Genomic DNA, 15,069 nt, shown 5'->3' on the forward strand with positions numbered 1-15,069 from the left:
CTTTCCAACGAGGTGAATGTGCTTTCCTATCTGTTTCGTCGAACTCGCGGGTTGATGACCGCTGCTGCGCTGGCCAGCATTCTCTCGGGGCTTTTCAGCGTGCTGCTGATTGCCCAAATTAATGCGGCGTTAACCAGCGACTCCGCCAGCCGCGCCAATGCTGCCTGGGCCTTCGCGGGTATCGCCGTGGCCCTAATGGTCTGTCGGATGGTGTCGACGGCGCTGTTTGAGCGGTTGGGGCAGCGTGCTCTGGCCGAGTTACGCAGTTTTGTCGCCCAGTGTGTGGCCGAGACCTCCTTTGCTCAGTTCGAGCGTGTGGGCAGTGCGCGGATCCAGTCAGCACTCACCGAGCACAGCAACAACGTGGCGGTGCTGTTCGTTAGCTTGCCGGTGATTTTGACCAATACGGTCATCGTGGTGGGGTGCTTGGGCTACCTGGCAATGCTTTCATGGCAGGTGTTTTTATTTGCACTTGGGGTGATTGGGCTGGGCGCTGTCGGCTACCACCTGGTGCACTTACGCGCTATTCATTACCTACAGTCCGCTTCATCCGAGCAGGATCGTCTGTTTGGACATTTCCGCGCGCTGACCGATGGTGCAAAAGAGTTGCGGCTACACCAACGCAAGAGCCGGGTCTTTATGGATCAGATACTGGGGGAGTCGGTTGAAGGCGTGCGGCGGCTGCGTACCTATGGCATGTCGCTGTTCGTGATCTCGACCAGTTGGGGGCAGTTCCTGATGTACGCCTTTATCGGTCTGGTGCTGTTTGTGTTGGCGGGCGATGGGCCTAATCAAACCCAGGTAATGACCGGTTTTGCCCTGGTGTTTGTATTTATGGTGACCCCCCTTGAAGGCTTGCTGATCAATATTCCGCGAATCAATATGGCGCGGGTAGCCGCTAGCCGAATTGATGACATCGCACGAGAGATGCCCCAGGGGCAGGAGAGACAAGCGACTACCCAGACTACCCAGATGCCTGCTTTGCAGCATCTTGAGTTGCGCGAAGTCACCCATCAGTACTACCACGAGCAGAGCGATGACTTCTTTGAGCTGGGGCCGATTAATCTGAGCTTTACGCCGGGGGAAGTGGTGTTTCTGGTGGGGGGCAACGGTAGCGGTAAGACCACGCTGGCCAAAGTAGTGGTGGGGCTTTACCCGCCGGAAGGTGGCGAGGTATTGCTCAATGGCGAGCGGGTGGAAGCGGATGGCTGGGATGCCTACCGGCAGCTTTTCTCGGTGGTGTTCTCAGACTTCCATCTCTTTGAGCGCCTGTTAGAGGCACCGCGTGATGGCCTGGACGAGGAGGGTAATCGCCTGCTGGCCAAGTTGCACCTGCAGCACAAGGTGCGGGTTGAAAACGGTGCGTTCACCACCCAAGCACTCTCCCAGGGCCAGCGTAAGCGTCTGGCGCTGGTGGTGTCCTACCTTGAGGATCGGCCCTTCTTGGTGTTTGACGAGTGGGCGGCGGATCAGGATCCGTTATTCAAAGAGGTGTTTTACTGCGAGGTGTTGCCCGAGCTAAAACGCATGGGTAAAGCGGTGCTGGTCATCACCCACGATGACCGCTATTTCCACCTCGCGGATCGGTTGGTGCGGCTGGAGAGCGGCAAGCTGTTGGCGCCAGAACAGCTAGATGGTGAGCAGCCGACTAGTGTGGAAGTGGAGGCAATCGAACCGTCGTAGGGTTGTTGAGCCAGGGACGGTTCAAGAGCTTTTAACCAAGGTCTCCACCTCAAAAGCTACAATCTGGCGCTGGGTGCTGGAAAACTCCACGCCGATCAGGTGTATGGGTTTGCTGGAGGCGCGGTGCTTATCGGCATAGCCCTTGTGTTTGATTTGCGTCAGCGCTTTACCTTCTGGCAGTTGTTCGACCACCTTAAACTCAAACAGGTAAATATGCCCACCAACGTCCACACTCATATCCACCTTGCCGTGGTGGCTGGCATCTTCCACCGTCACATCCAGCCCTAGAGCGGCAAAGTGGCTATAGAAGACACTGGCATAGTGGCCTTCATATTGGGCAATGGGATTGTTGCGGTACCAGTCGTGGGGGAGTCCTGCATAAAGGGCTTTGAGGTGAGCTTCCAAAGCAGCCAGATCATGGCGCTGAAAAATATCGAATAACGCCAGTTGATGGGTTTGTGCCTCGCTTGCGTTGATACCCAGTACCGGTAGCAATAAATCGTTGAGACTGCTTTCCACCTCTCGATTCGGAAAGCCTAGCGTATAGAGGCGATAGCCCAGCATGGGCTCCTGCACGTCCTTAATGGTGATATAACCCGTTTGAAAAAGTAGCCCTTCGGTGGTGATGTCATCCACATCAAAGCGCCCTAGCAGCTGCGCTTTTGCCTGTAAGGTCTCCAATCGAGGGGTAAATACTCCCCGCTGCTTGAGGATATCGACCAAAAACGTCGGCGTCGCAGACTCAAACCAGTATGGGCCGAACTCTTGTTCTTGGAACAGCAACAGTACATCGAAGGGATTGTAGACAGACGTAACCTCTCGGCCACCCCAACGATAGCCGTTATACCACTGTTTGATTTCCTGACGGTCTAACCCAGACAGTTCGGGTTCAAATACTGTATCAATGTCGTCATCGGTATAGCCACAAAGGGTCGCATAGTCGGGCGACAGGGTAATGTCGCGCAGATTGTTCAAGCCCGAAAACAGACTGACCTTGCTGAACTTGGAAACACCGGTAAGCAGCACAAAGTGCAAGTGCGGGTCGGCGTCTTTGATAACGCTGTAAAGGTTTTTCAGGCCCTCGCGTAGTTCTCGGGCGCGCTCCGACACCAGGATATTATCCAGAATCGGTTTGTCGTACTCATCGATCAGCACAACCACCCGCTGGCCGCTCTGCTGGTGGGCGGCGCGGATCAGGGCAGAAAATTCACCCGGTATATCGGTTTTATGATGCTGAGTAATGCCGAGCTGCTCGCGTTGAACCCTTAACTGCTCACGAATACGCTCGTCCAGCCCCTCACGGCTCTGCATCACTCCATCGGCAAAGCTAATACGAATCACCGGGTAGCGCTGCTGCCAGTCCCACCTATCATGAATATAGAGCCCTTCAAATAGCGCTTGGCGGCCTTCAAACAGGCAGCGCAGGGTATCCAGCAACAGGCTTTTGCCGAAGCGGCGCGGCCGCGATAGGAAATAGTATTTGTTCTGGTTAACCAAACGCTCGATATGCGGGGTTTTATCGACGTAGTAATAGTTGCCCTCGCGGATATCCGAGAACGTCTGAATCCCGATGGGTAACTTACGGCGGTGGGAATCCGTCACGGCGGTCTCCAGAGCAAAAAACAGCGATACGAATAGCAGTTTAGCATGCCCAGCGGCTTGGCGTGACGCGTACCACATCGCGGAGCAGCCTCGTCGGGTTGAGTATGTCTACCGAGGCAATATCCGGTAAGTTTGGGTGTAGATCATTGATCAAATCGACGAGTAGATCAGGCGGGTCGGCAAATAGCCGTATGGCGCTGTCAGCGCTTAAACATATCGTCCAGGCTAGCGGCGAACAGTACCTCTCACAATCAGTCTTTCAACTGATCATGGTCGGCTTGTAGCACTGCCATACTGACCACATCCTCGCGGTAACGATCCCGCAAGCGGTAGTGATAAGTATACATCCGTTCGGCAAAGGCGTCTTCTGGTTCGCCCTGGACTTCTGCGTGGATCAATACCCAGGTTTCCCTGCCCTCCCCAGTGCTGTCGTGGGCATATACCTTCAGCAGCTTATCGGCATAGCAGCGACCGGTATTGGTATCCGCGGTGATTTGCTGAAGCTCTTTATCCATGGGGGATACCCTTTCGACCAATCCACCTGCTGATCAATAGATGGGAACAGTAAAGCCAAAAAAACGGCAAAATAGCATCCCAGGGCGATTTTCCAAGGGCCTCCATGGTCGGTGGGACGCTGCTCGTCAGTCTCGCTCATCCGAGGGGCTCCTTACATTTTACTTAGGGACAGGAGAGGTGCTGACAATCAGCATAGCGACGATAGTGCAAACGACTAAGCTAGAGAGTAGGTGTCAACTGTTTGCTCTGAGGCTGCAAAATTGGCGGTTGTTGCGAACCGCGGTCGCAGTCCGAGTGACTGGGCGAGTCAGATCAATAGATCTGACCCTATTGATCTGGCTTTCCCGAGCTGTTATGGCCGATCAACCCGTAGATCTTGCCCTCTTTGAAACGGTGCTCCACAGAATGCAGCAGGCATTTGCCGTTGATCTCGAAACGAAAGTGGCACCCTTGACCTCGAACATGCTGGTTTCCTTGTGCAAGGAGTTTATCTTACAGGTAGTCGATCTCCATAGAGTAAACGAGAATCGTTGCTTCTCTCTCCCGTGCTTGACCTCCTTGCACTTCTCAACTCTGGGCTGATTCAATTACCCGCAGCTCGTTACCGATAGTCGATGCAGCGTTAGGTCATGCGTAGCATCGCGATAGCGGTGCGCATTAACGCCCTTGTGTAATGACCTCGGTCGCCGCCACCGCACGCTCGACGGCGCTGAAGGAGATGCGCTCCTGCTCCAGTCGCACCCGCGCGCCCAAACGGTCTGCGCGCAGTTCTTCGAACAGTGCCTGCTCGTCGGCGGTGAGCCTGGTGGGGTGGCCGGTGTAGCGCTTCTCCTCGGGTTCCTGGCCCCACAGGGGGTGGTGGCCCATCAGAGTGGGACGGTTCATCAGCAGGGAGCGGGCATGGGGCAAGCTGGCGCGCAGGCGGTTGAGGATGCCGAAGCCGTGGGTGTCGATGTCGCCCCAGTACCAGAGCGCGCTATCGTGCAGCCAGGGGATCTCTCTCAGCCTCTCCAGGCCATAGCCCAAGCCGAAGATCACCAGGCTGGCGGATGTCTCGGGGAAGGCCAGGCCGTTGGTGCGGTTCTCGGTGATAAACACACGCTGTACCGGCAGGCTCAGCCCGGCGAACTCCTCCGGCGGAACCGCGATATCGCGCAGGCCCTGAATGGACAGCGCCGGGTCGAGCAGACGGAAGCGGATCTGCGGCGCTTCCGTGCGCAGGCCATAGCGGCGCGCGAAGCCCTTAACGCCGCGGGCATCGCGGTGGATGGCGGTCGCCGGTAGCACCACATCCAGCAGCTCGGCGAGCAGGCCCCGGCGGGTTTCGATGAACTTGGTGTCGACGCCGGGAATGTCCAGTTGGCGCAGGTAGAGCCCTGGCCGCGGGTGGGCCAGGAACCACGCCAGTACGGCCAGCAGGCGGGGCCAGTCGTGGGCATGGCGGAGCACGGCGAGGGGGTGGCGCGCTATCCAATCCTGCAGTTCGAGGTGGTGGTGAAGCAGGGTGTCGGCCAGGGCCTGGAAGCGCTGGGCATCCTGCTGGCGACGGATCAGCTGCAGGGCCTGGGTTTCATCGGCGATGATCGCTGCCACCGGAATGGCGTTGCTGCCGTGAACCCGGTTGTTGACCTGCTGCCAGCGCAGCTCGTAGCCGTAGCCGCGTCTCTCCCGGCTCTGCTCCCGCAGCGCGTTCACCCAGTCCATCACCGCGCCGAAGCGCTCGGTGATGTCCCGGGCGCTGGGGCAGCGCAGGCGGATCTCCAGGGGGAACGGCGATTCGCCGGACACCCGGGCGGCGAGAAGGCGGCCACTGTCCCAGGCCTTTTCCACCTGCGCGCGGATGGTGGCAGGGGTGCTCCAGCTCATGACACGCTGATCATGCTGCGGGCGGCACGCTCGGCGCGATACTCCTCGATGCTGAGATTGCGCACCATGGAGTGCTGGCCGCCGTCGTTGTGCACATAGCCCACGTTGGCGACGAAGGGCTCGATGATATGGATCTTCTGCAGCGGGGTGATGATCAGCAGCTGCAGATTGAGCCGCTGGAACAGCTCCAGACCGTAGCGGGCGGACTCGTCGGAGCCGCGGCCGAAGGCTTCGTCGATGACCACGAAGCGGAATGAGCGCGAGCGCTGCTCACCCGCTTCAAGGCCGAACTGATAGGCCAGGCTGGCGGCCAGCACGGTGTAGGCGAGCTTCTCCTTCTGGCCACCGGACTTGCCGCCGGCATCGGTGTAGTGCTCGTGCTCGGCGTCGTCCTCTCGCCAGCGCTCCGAGGCGGAGAAGACGAACCAGTTGCGCACATCGGTCACCTTGCGTGTCCAGCGCTTGTCGAGCTCGGTCTGGCCCTCCCGCCCGCGCAGGCGCTCGATGATGGCTTTCACCTGCAGGAATTTGGCTTCGGAGTACTCCTCGGTTTCCGAGCCGGTCAGGGCCCCTTCGGTGCAGGCGCGCAGCTCCTCGCGGAACTCGCGTACCTCGGGATCCGGAGTCGGTTCGGCCTGCAGGCGGATATAGCGGTTGGGGTTGTAGTCGATGGCGTGCAGCGAGCGGTTGATGGTATCGATGCGCTCGCGGATCAGTTCGCGCTCCTGGTTGAGCTTGGCCTGGAAACCGGCCACCTCGCGGATGGTGTTCTCCTTGAGCAGCTTGCGGAAGTCCGCTTCGAAGCGCGGCAGGTCGTCGCTGACCAGTTGTTGGAGCATGCCGCGGTACTCGTCGCCGGCGGCGATGCTGACGTCCACCTCGCGGGTCTCCAGTGGCCACGCGGTCTGGTAGCTGCGCATGGCGTCGATGATGCGCTCGCCCAGGCGCTTGAGGCGTCTCTCCTCGGCGTCGATGCGCCCCTGCAGCCAGGTGCGCATCTCCCGCTCGGCATTGTCACAGGACTCCACGGTCAAGCGCCGCTCGGGCAGGGCCTCGGGGTGTAGCGCGTCGAGGCGGGGGAAGTCGTTTTCGCGCACCGTGGCGTCGGTGCGCTCCACCAGGGCTTCGGCCTCGGCCTGGGCGTCACCGGCCTGCTGGTACTTGAGTCGCGCGGTGGTGCTCTCGTCGCGCAGCCCGGTCAGACGCGTGCCCTGTGCCTTCAGTTCTGCTTCCAAGTCGCCGAGTTGCTGCTGTAACAGACGCAGCGTATCCGAGGTCGCCTCTAACGCCTGGCGCTCCTCCTCGAGGCGCTGGATGAGCAGTGTCGGGGTGTGCCAGTCCAGCTCCTGAAAATGGCGGTAGACATCGATCCGATGGAGCAGAGTGCCGCGGGTTTCCAGTTGCTTCTGGGTCTCTTGCGCCCGGCTCAGGGTGTCGGCCAGGTGCTGTAGCCGCTGTTGCAACTGATATTGCTGCTGCTCCAGGGCGGCGATCTTGGCCTCGTTGCTCCAGCCCAGCACGAAGCGGGCCCGGTCATTGATGGCGTGGCGGTCGTCCTTCTCGTGGCGCTCGCCTTTGGCCTTGATCTGGCCGCTGCGGGTGATGGCGCGCTGCTCGCGACGCAACTGCGCCAGGTCGTGGCAGCAGGCGTAGTCGAAGCGGCGGGCGAGCTCCTGTTCCAGCCAGGCGTAGAAGTCGGAGTCCGGTCGTACGGCGAGTTTGCGCACCAGGGAGTCCGGGTGCAGCTGCGGCAGGGCGGCGCCTTTCGGCTCGCGCACCCGGTAGTAGACCAGGCGGCCGCGCAGGTGGGTGCGGTCCACCCACTCCGCGACCTCCTGATAGTGCGCATCCGGCACCAGCAGCGACAGGCCGAAATTGTGTAGCACGCGCTCGATGGCGCCCTCCCAGTCGCGCTCTTCGTCACGTACCTGGATCAACTCGCCGGCAAAGGGCAGCGACTCGGCTGGCAGCCCGGTGCTCTCGCACAGCCTTTCGCGCAGTGCCAACATGGCGGCGGGGATGTTGGAGCGCCGCTGGCGCAGGGAGTCCAGCTCACGCTCGACCTCCTCGACACCCACGCGGCCATCGCGGAAGGCGACCGCCGCCTCGGTCACCGCGTTCTGGGCCTCGGCCTTGCGATCTTCCAGGGTATCGAGGGCTTGCTCCACCCGTTGCCGGTTATCCTGAAACACGGTTTCGTCGCCCAGCGGATCCAGCGCCAGGTGTTGGGTCAGCTCCTGGTACTCCTCGGCCCGCCGGCGGCGCTCATCGGCTCTCTCGCCCTGTTCCTTGATCTGCCGCTTGAGTTGCTCCAGGCGGTCGCCGCCGTTGTCGGCAATGGCCTGTTTCAGCTCGTCGCGCTTGGCCTGGTTCTGCTGTTGCTCGCTCTCCAGCGCCTCGATCCGGGTGGCCAGCCGCTCCAGCTCCCGTTCCAGCTTCTCCCGCCGCTGCTCCAGCAGTTGCGCCTTGATCCCGGCGAACCAGGGTTGCAGCGCCTCACGGCAGGCGGTGAGCTCCCGGGCCTGGTCACTGGCCTCGGCGTGGCGGTTCAGGTTGTCGACCAGCGGCCGCAGGGCATCGATCTGCGCCTTCGCCTTGAGCACCGCCTGGTGGGCGCGGTCAAGATCCTCGAAGTGGCGGATCAGGGCGTCGATGCGCTCCTCCACCGCGAAGGCCTCCAGCATATGCCCACGCACGAACTCGGTGAGATTGCCGACCGATTTCATGGAGACCGTCTGGTTGAACAGCTCCAGTGCCTGCTCGCTGTCGAGACCAAAGCGCCGGCGGAACGCCGCCCCATAGGGCGGGAAGTGGTCGAACAGCTCCAACTGGGGCAGCTGGCGCAGGCGTTTGCGCAGGGCATTGAGGTCGCTGCCGAAGTTGGCGAAGTCTTCGGTGATGGTCAGCGGCCGGTCGGCGACCACATAGCTGCGAGCGGGCTGCCCTTGGCTGTCGCGCAGCCAGAATACCTGGGCCAGGGTGACGTGCTGGTCGTAGCCGGCATGGTAGAACTGCGCGAGAATCACCGAGTAGCTATTGAAGTCGCGCAGGGCGACGGGCTTGGCGGCCAGGGCGCCATCGCCGCGCTCCGTCTTGTAGTAGCCAAGCACATAGGAGCGCAGGCTACGCTCGCGCTGTTCGGCGCCGGCAGCCTTGTTGTAGGTGATGCGCTGGGCTGGTACCAGCAGGGTAGTGATGGCATCCACCAGCGTCGACTTGCCGGAGCCGATGTCGCCGGTGAGCAGGCTGGTCTCGCCGCTCGGCGCCAGATGCCATACCCGCTGGTGAAAGGTGCCCCAGTTGTAGACCTCCAGGCGCTGGAGCCGAAACCCGGTGTGCGAGTCGTCGCCGGCGAAGTCGAACAGCGCGTTCTGCGGGTTATCCGTCATCTTTGTCATCCAGGTGCTGGCGGTAGTCTGCCAGGCGTTGGTCGAACTCGGCGAGCCACTGGGCGTCGACGAAGGCGGCGAGAATGCGGCGCACCTCGAAGCGTTCCTCCTGACCGCGCAGCCGGCGCAGGAACCCCAGCTCCACGACACGCTTGATATGGCCGTCCATGCGGTTCATCAGGCGCACTTCGTCACCGGTTTCGGGCAGGAACAGGCGCACCATGTCGGTGATCTGCTCACTGGAGAGAATCAGCCGCGGATCACCGCCGGTGGCGTCGTGCTCGGCCAGCTTCTTGCGCAGCAGTGCCAGCAGCAGGCTGACCGGATAGCTGAGCTGGCGGCGTGGTACCAGGCGGGGCAGCTCCTCCTCGCCCTCCTCGGCCGGGCGCTGGCGCAGGTAGGCGTAGCCCTCGGCTTCATCCAGAATCAGCTCCAGCCCGAATACGCCAGTATGGTCGCGTACCTGCGCCTGGAGTCGCAACAGATCCTGCCATGCCGCTGGCTGCTCGTCCCGGTAGAGGACGCCTTTGAACAGCAGGATCAGCACCGGAGAGAGCGCCGGTTCGCGCTCGTTGGCTGGGGTGCCGGTCTCGCTCATGGGTGGGCTCCCTGATGGCCACTGACGAAGATCACCGCGGGCAGAGTGGCGCGGCGCTGCTGACCCTGGTCATCGATCCAATACACGACCTGCTCCTGTGTCTCATCGACGAGGCCCAGCCCCTCCCCGGTGGCCAAGCTGAGCCAGGTCACCAGTTCCGCCAGCCCCTGCCGCAGCGGATGCCGCTGCAGCAGCGCCTCCAGGCTGATCTGGCGCTGGGTCTGCAGCGCCTGGCGTAGCCGGGCCCGCAGCCGCTCCTTGTCCACGTAAACCTGTTCGAACAGTGGGTCGGCGGTGATGTCCGCGGTTCCCTCCTCGAGCGGGGCCTGCTCGATACGCGGCTTGATGGGAGGGCTGAACAGCGGCCGATCCATGGGCAACTGGACGTCGGGGGCCGGTGCCTCCACGGCCATGAAAGGGGTGGTTGGTATGGCCTCGCGCACCGCCAGGGCGTGCTGCTCCAGCCCACGCAGCAAATCCATGATACGCCGGTTCTCCAGCCAGGCCTGGTCGTCCAGATAGCGTCGCAGCTGCTCGGAGAGCCGGGCCACGGTGCGCTGGGTCGCCTCCCCGGCGGTCAGCCAGTCGTAGTGGATGCGGCGCAGTCTCGGGTCGGGGTTCAGTTCAGCGACCGGCTTCAGCGCCAGGATCGACTCCAGCAGTTCGGTGAGCTCCTGCTGGCGGTCGGCGGACATCAGGAAGTCCCAGAAGGCACGAAAACTGCGGCCCTGGTCGGAATCGGTAATGGCATCACGCTGGCCGAGTACCTCCTCGAGTATCGCGGCCTTGCCGCCCTCCCAGGTGGCGATCCGCTCGCGTACCTGGCGGTCCAGGTCGCGAAAATTCTGCTCCACCTGGCGAAAGTCGGCGAGTAACGCCCGAGCCGTGTCGGTGGCCTGAAGAAAGCGCTCGCGTAGCCGCGTGGGATCCATAAACGCCATATGGCCGGCGCGAATCTCCTCAATCTTTGCGTCAATGGCGGCGCGGCGGCGGCTCAGTTCCGTAATTCGCGTCTCTGGATCCGTTTCGCTGTTCTGGGAGATGTCCCGCAGCAGATCGAAGACCAGCTTCAGCCGCGACTCAGCTCCCACGAAGGTGCGCTGTTCAAGCCCTGCCAGCCACTGCACGGCTTGCTCGACGGCAGGTACCAGATCGTAATGCGGCTCGTCCGAATCGGCGGGAAAATAGCGCCGCAGCCAGCCGCGCTCATCGCTGGCCCAGGTATTCAGATACTCCCGCGCGGGTTTGGGAAAGTGTCCTTCGCCCAGCCCCAGGCGAAGGTGGAACAGATAGTCTTCCAGCGTCGCCGCCAGCTCCTGTTCCGGCAGGCTGCGCACATTGGGCTCGATAAAACTGCGATGCACGAAGGCAATGATCAGCGGCGCGTGGTCGGCTAGCAGCAGCCGCCAAGCGGGATGGTATTTACGTAGACTGGCGAGGTAGTCGTAGTCCATGCGGTCGAATCATGCTCTGTGAATACCCACCCATGTCCAGGCCGCACAGGGGGAACTAGGGAGCCTTGAACAGTTGGATTGAGATTCGTTGGATTATGCCTGACCTTAGGCCGCGCTTGCCACCCCAGCCAACCACGCAGCCGTTTGCGAGGGGATGAGTAGGCGGCAGTGTTGCGCTGTGCGCTACTCGAAAGCTGTGCGGCGGCTTTTTTCAACGCTTCACCGGCCCCTTGCCCCCACCATACGCGCCAGTACCCGGTCTTTGAGCCAGAAGCGGTGCATCAGCGCCATCGCGATATGGCCGATGACTAATCCACATAGCAGCCACGAGAGCGGGCCGTGAAGGAGCTCGGCGGGGGCGACCATCCAGGTGATGTCGCGTTCCGCTTCGGGTAGCAGCTCCATGCCATAAAAGCGCAGCGCTCCACCGCGGCCATACTGGCGCAAAATAGCGAAAGCGGGCAGCCACATTAGTAGCCCATAAAAGGTGATATGGACAAAGCGCGCCAAGCGTCCACCTAGCCCTGGCGTGTGGGGCGGGCGTTGTTTGCGATTTATCCATGCCCAGCCAAGGCGCGCCAGCGTCACGATCAGAATCATAAATCCTAATGAGCCGTGAGGCCCGATGCTCGCCAAGAACAGCGTGATAGCGTTTTCGCCCATTCCTCTCCAGGCCAGCAACACGGTAAATTGCAGCGTGACCAGCGCGGCGGTCAACCAGTGAAGTGTACGGCTGATCCGCCCATAGCAGTTGGGGCTGTCTCGCCAGCCAATAGGCGTTTGAGCTGGCTTGCTTGTGAGATCACTGTTTAATGCCGTGCTGTTTGCCATGCCTTTAACCATTGGCCTTGCCCTGGCGCCAGTAGCCCATGCTGGTGACGTACTGTTTGGGTAGCCCGCACTCGTTAACCAGGTAGCGGCGCAACTTCATGGCGACCTTGGTTTCAGCAGCTATCCAAGCGTAGAAGGGCGCGCTGTCATCCAGGGTGGCGGGTTCCCAGAGTGGGCCGTCCTCATCGTCGCTTTCGTCGTTGCTAGTGGCTGCCGTAGGCACGCCGCCTAGCGCTTGAATTTCCTTATGTAAATCAATATCGCGCACTGCTCTCATCAGCAGCTCACCGTGTTGGCAGCCGGGTTCAGCATCGCGGGCCAGCCAGTGCAGCTTAGCGGCTTGGGGCAGCGGCTGAACGTCGTCACTGCGAGGCACTTCGAACAGCGCTTCGACCCTGGGTTTGAGCGGCAGGTCATCAAGAGTTTCAAGAATGCCTGCGGCGGCGGGGAGGGCGGTTTCATCGGCGATGATCAGAATACGGCGTACACCTTGGGGCGGCTTCCACTCGTAGCCCAGCTTTGGGCCTTCCGCGTTAGCGTCGGGGGCTGTCATGGCAAGGCGGTCACCTGGGCGGGCGTGCATCGCCCAGCGCGATGCGGGGCCATTGTCGCCATGGAGTACAAATTCTACGTCCACCTCGGCCTGCTCCGGGCGCAGGGCACGGATGGTGTAGGTGCGCGCAGAGGGGCGCTGCGCATCCGGCAGTGCGCGGTAGGCTCCGTACCAGTCGTGCTCTTCCAGCTTGGCAATCTCAAACAGCGGGTCGAGACTGCCACCGCCTTCGGGAAAGAATAGCTTGACGCGCTGATCCGGCGCGTAGGTCGCCATTCGGCTGACTTCCGGGCCAGTGAAAGTAAACCTGACTAATGAGGCGCTGACTTGGGTGCGCCGGGCGAGGGTGATATCGAAAAGCTGGTAGCTCGGTTTGGCTGCCATAAGGAGGCTCCGTTACTTATGTATCAATTAAGGAGTCAATTGTAGTGCTAATTATTATCATTTAGAATCGTTGTCAATAATTTAACTATTAACTTCCAGAACGATTAAGGCTTAGACAATGACGCTGCTGCCTATTACGCCACGCGTGGCGAGCTGTTCGGTGATCACAAAAGGGTGCTCGCTATGCTAGGCGCCTCACAAGTTGCCCAACGAGTGGGAGGAATGTCGCCCGCGAAAGCCTGCCTGTTGCTGAGCCTGCCGATGGTCGTGCTGTTTTGGGTAGGCCTGCAGGGGCAGGGTGGTTTTACTCTGGGATTGCAGGCGTTAGTGGCGCCCTCTTTTGAAAACGTTGACGAGTTGCTGCTTTATTACGCGTGGTGGCCGCGCCTCTCGATTGCGCTGTTAGCCGGGGGTGGTTTAGGGCTAGCGGGGGTACTTATGCAGCAGGTTCTGCGCAACCCCTTGGCATCGCCCACCACCCTGGGTGTGGCGTCGGGCGCTAACCTGGCGTTGATGACCGCCACCTTGCTGGCGCCGGGGCTGCTTGTCGCCGGGCGCGAATGGGTCGCCTTATTGGGTGGCGCGCTAGCGGTTGGATTAGTGTTTCTGCTCTCCTGGCGGCGCGGGCTGGCGCCGATCGTGGTAGTGCTGGCGGGCCTGGTGGTCAATCTGTACCTAGGGGCACTCTCCACCGCGCTACTGCTGTTCAACCACGAGGCGCTCTCCGGGCTACTGATTTGGGGCGCGGGCTCGCTGGCGCAAAACGGTTGGGACGGCGTTGCAATCCTCTGGCCTCGGCTGGTGATTAGCTGCGTGGCCGCGTGGTTCTTGCTGCGCCCTCTGGCGGTGTTGGAACTGGACGATGCCAGCGCCAAGAGCCTGGGAGTCTCGCTGACTTATCTGCGCTTTGCGGGCATGGGGCTGGCGGTGTTTATTACCGGCAGCATTGTCAGCGTGGTGGGCATCATCGGTTTTATCGGCTTGGCAGCGCCCAATATCGTGCGCATGGCCGGTGCGCGCCGCTTAGGGCCGCGGCTAATCTGGTCGACGCTATTAGGGGCCGTGCTGTTGGCCACCACGGATCTGCTGCTGCAGCAGTTCGGTGGCATGGTGGCGGCCTTTATCCCTACCGGGGCGATTACCGGTGCCCTGGGGGCACCGCTGTTAATGTGGCTGATTCCGCGCCTAAAACTGCAGGGCGACCAGCCGCCGAAGGGGGCGGGTGTTTTCGCCCATCGTCATCCTGCGCCTTCCCGTTTGGCTACCGGTTTAATCCTTGCGCTACTGGGCGCCACGCTGCTTGGGCTGCTCGTTGGTCAGGGGGTTGATGGCTGGTACTTGCTGTCGCCGGATAACTGGAATGTGATGCAGTGGCGCATGCCCCGGGTGATGGCGGCCGCCGCCAGCGGGTTGATGCTGGCGATTGCCGGGACGATACTCCAGCGGCTTTCTGCCAATCCCATGGCCAGCCCTGAAGTGCTGGGTATCAGCGGTGGCTGTGCCATTGCGCTGATTCTGGGGATTTTCCTGCTGCCCGCGCCCACCAATATGATGCTGATTGGCGTGGGTACCCTGGGGGCTTTCGCGACGCTGCTGGTGTTGGTGGGTATCAACCGCAAGAGCGGTTATCTCCCCGAGCGCTTGCTGCTCACCGGGGTGGCGGTCAGTGCGCTGTTTGATGCAGTGCGCAGCGTGATGCTGGCGGGCGGCGATCCTCGTGGCCAGCAGGTGATTGCCTGGCTGGCGGGCTCCACCTACTACGTGGATATCACCAATGCGGTGGTGGTCGGGGGCATTGCCGCCGTGCTGGCGCTGGTCACGCTGCCCTTCACCCGATGGCTGGATATCTTGCCGTTAGGTGCGCCGACGGCCAAAGCCCTTGGGGTAACGCTTAACCGTGCCCGCTTGGCGCTGCTGCTACTGGTGGCGCTGCTAACCGCCTGCGCCACTCTAGTGGTGGGGCCGCTTTCGTTTATTGGCCTGCTGGCGCCGCATATGGCACGCCTGGTGGGCTTCTCCCGGGCGGGTCAGCACCTGCTGGGTGCTGCGTTGATCGGCATGCTATTGATGGTGCTGGCCGACTGGGTGGGGCGTCAGATTATTTTCCCCTATGAGATACCGGCGGGCTTGGTCGCTTCACTGATTGGCGGTGCCTACTTTATGTGGGGGCTGCGGCGTTTGTAATCACCAGCG

At 61.4% G+C, this 15,069-nt stretch carries 10 protein-coding genes; 2 read left to right on the forward strand and 8 right to left on the reverse strand.

The window, feature by feature from the left end:
* Positions 1 to 18 precede the first annotated feature (18 nt).
* Entirely contained in the window at positions 19 to 1,683 is a 1,665-nt protein-coding gene (locus tag KF947_RS16445) for a cyclic peptide export ABC transporter (protein WP_227404500.1), read from the forward strand.
* Positions 1,684 to 1,704: 21 nt separating this feature from the next.
* Here the strand turns inward: KF947_RS16445 and KF947_RS16450 are convergent, their stop codons facing one another.
* The 8 genes from KF947_RS16450 to KF947_RS16485 form a co-directional block, all read right to left on the reverse strand.
* Positions 1,705 to 3,363: an ATP-binding protein gene (locus KF947_RS16450; protein WP_227404501.1), complete on the reverse strand. Its 1,659-nt coding sequence runs from the start codon at positions 3,361 to 3,363 to the stop codon at positions 1,705 to 1,707.
* Between the two features lie 173 nt (positions 3,364 to 3,536).
* Positions 3,537 to 3,800: a hypothetical protein gene (locus tag KF947_RS16455; RefSeq protein WP_227404502.1), complete on the reverse strand. Its 264-nt coding sequence runs from the start codon at positions 3,798 to 3,800 to the stop codon at positions 3,537 to 3,539.
* A 658-nt stretch (positions 3,801 to 4,458) separates the two neighbouring features.
* A complete protein-coding gene (locus KF947_RS16460; protein WP_227404503.1) occupies positions 4,459 to 5,667 on the reverse strand; it encodes a DUF3322 domain-containing protein in 1,209 nt (402 codons plus the stop codon).
* On the reverse strand, positions 5,664 to 9,056 hold the full coding sequence (locus tag KF947_RS16465) for an ATP-binding protein (protein ID WP_227404504.1): 3,393 nt from the start codon (positions 9,054 to 9,056) through the stop codon (positions 5,664 to 5,666). The genes KF947_RS16460 and KF947_RS16465 overlap by 4 nt, the downstream gene beginning before the upstream one ends.
* A complete protein-coding gene (locus KF947_RS16470; protein WP_227404505.1) occupies positions 9,046 to 9,654 on the reverse strand; it encodes a DUF4194 domain-containing protein in 609 nt (202 codons plus the stop codon). The genes KF947_RS16465 and KF947_RS16470 overlap by 11 nt, the downstream gene beginning before the upstream one ends.
* On the reverse strand, positions 9,651 to 11,108 hold the full coding sequence (locus tag KF947_RS16475) for a DUF3375 domain-containing protein (RefSeq protein ID WP_227404506.1): 1,458 nt from the start codon (positions 11,106 to 11,108) through the stop codon (positions 9,651 to 9,653). The genes KF947_RS16470 and KF947_RS16475 overlap by 4 nt, the downstream gene beginning before the upstream one ends.
* A gap of 219 nt (positions 11,109 to 11,327) precedes the next feature.
* Entirely contained in the window at positions 11,328 to 11,939 is a 612-nt protein-coding gene (locus KF947_RS16480; protein WP_227404507.1) for a cytochrome b, read from the reverse strand.
* A 4-nt stretch (positions 11,940 to 11,943) separates the two neighbouring features.
* A complete protein-coding gene (locus KF947_RS16485) occupies positions 11,944 to 12,876 on the reverse strand; it encodes a siderophore-interacting protein (RefSeq protein WP_227404508.1) in 933 nt (310 codons plus the stop codon).
* A 183-nt stretch (positions 12,877 to 13,059) separates the two neighbouring features.
* Between KF947_RS16485 and fhuB the strand changes: the two genes are divergently transcribed.
* Complete coding sequence (gene fhuB, locus KF947_RS16490; RefSeq protein ID WP_227404509.1) at positions 13,060 to 15,060, forward strand: Fe(3+)-hydroxamate ABC transporter permease FhuB; 2,001 nt, start codon at positions 13,060 to 13,062, stop codon at positions 15,058 to 15,060.
* Positions 15,061 to 15,069 lie beyond the last annotated feature (9 nt).

The sequence above is a fragment of the Halomonas sp. FeN2 genome, from assembly GCF_020595105.1.
Taxonomy (GTDB): Bacteria; Pseudomonadota; Gammaproteobacteria; order Pseudomonadales; family Halomonadaceae; genus Vreelandella; species Vreelandella neptunia.

Excerpts from the sequence above, each read along its gene's own strand:
- KF947_RS16450 (WP_227404501.1), bottom strand. The coding sequence starts at position 3,363 with ATGTGGTACGCGTCACGCCAAGCCGCTGGGCATGCTAAACTGCTATTC.
- KF947_RS16455 (WP_227404502.1), bottom strand. The coding sequence starts at position 3,800 with ATGGATAAAGAGCTTCAGCAAATCACCGCGGATACCAATACCGGTCGC.
- KF947_RS16460 (WP_227404503.1), bottom strand. The coding sequence starts at position 5,667 with ATGAGCTGGAGCACCCCTGCCACCATCCGCGCGCAGGTGGAAAAGGCC.
- KF947_RS16465 (WP_227404504.1), bottom strand. The coding sequence starts at position 9,056 with ATGACGGATAACCCGCAGAACGCGCTGTTCGACTTCGCCGGCGACGAC.
- KF947_RS16470 (WP_227404505.1), bottom strand. The coding sequence starts at position 9,654 with ATGAGCGAGACCGGCACCCCAGCCAACGAGCGCGAACCGGCGCTCTCT.
- KF947_RS16475 (WP_227404506.1), bottom strand. The coding sequence starts at position 11,108 with ATGGACTACGACTACCTCGCCAGTCTACGTAAATACCATCCCGCTTGG.
- KF947_RS16480 (WP_227404507.1), bottom strand. The coding sequence starts at position 11,939 with ATGGCAAACAGCACGGCATTAAACAGTGATCTCACAAGCAAGCCAGCT.
- KF947_RS16485 (WP_227404508.1), bottom strand. The coding sequence starts at position 12,876 with ATGGCAGCCAAACCGAGCTACCAGCTTTTCGATATCACCCTCGCCCGG.
- fhuB (WP_227404509.1), top strand. The coding sequence starts at position 13,060 with ATGCTAGGCGCCTCACAAGTTGCCCAACGAGTGGGAGGAATGTCGCCC.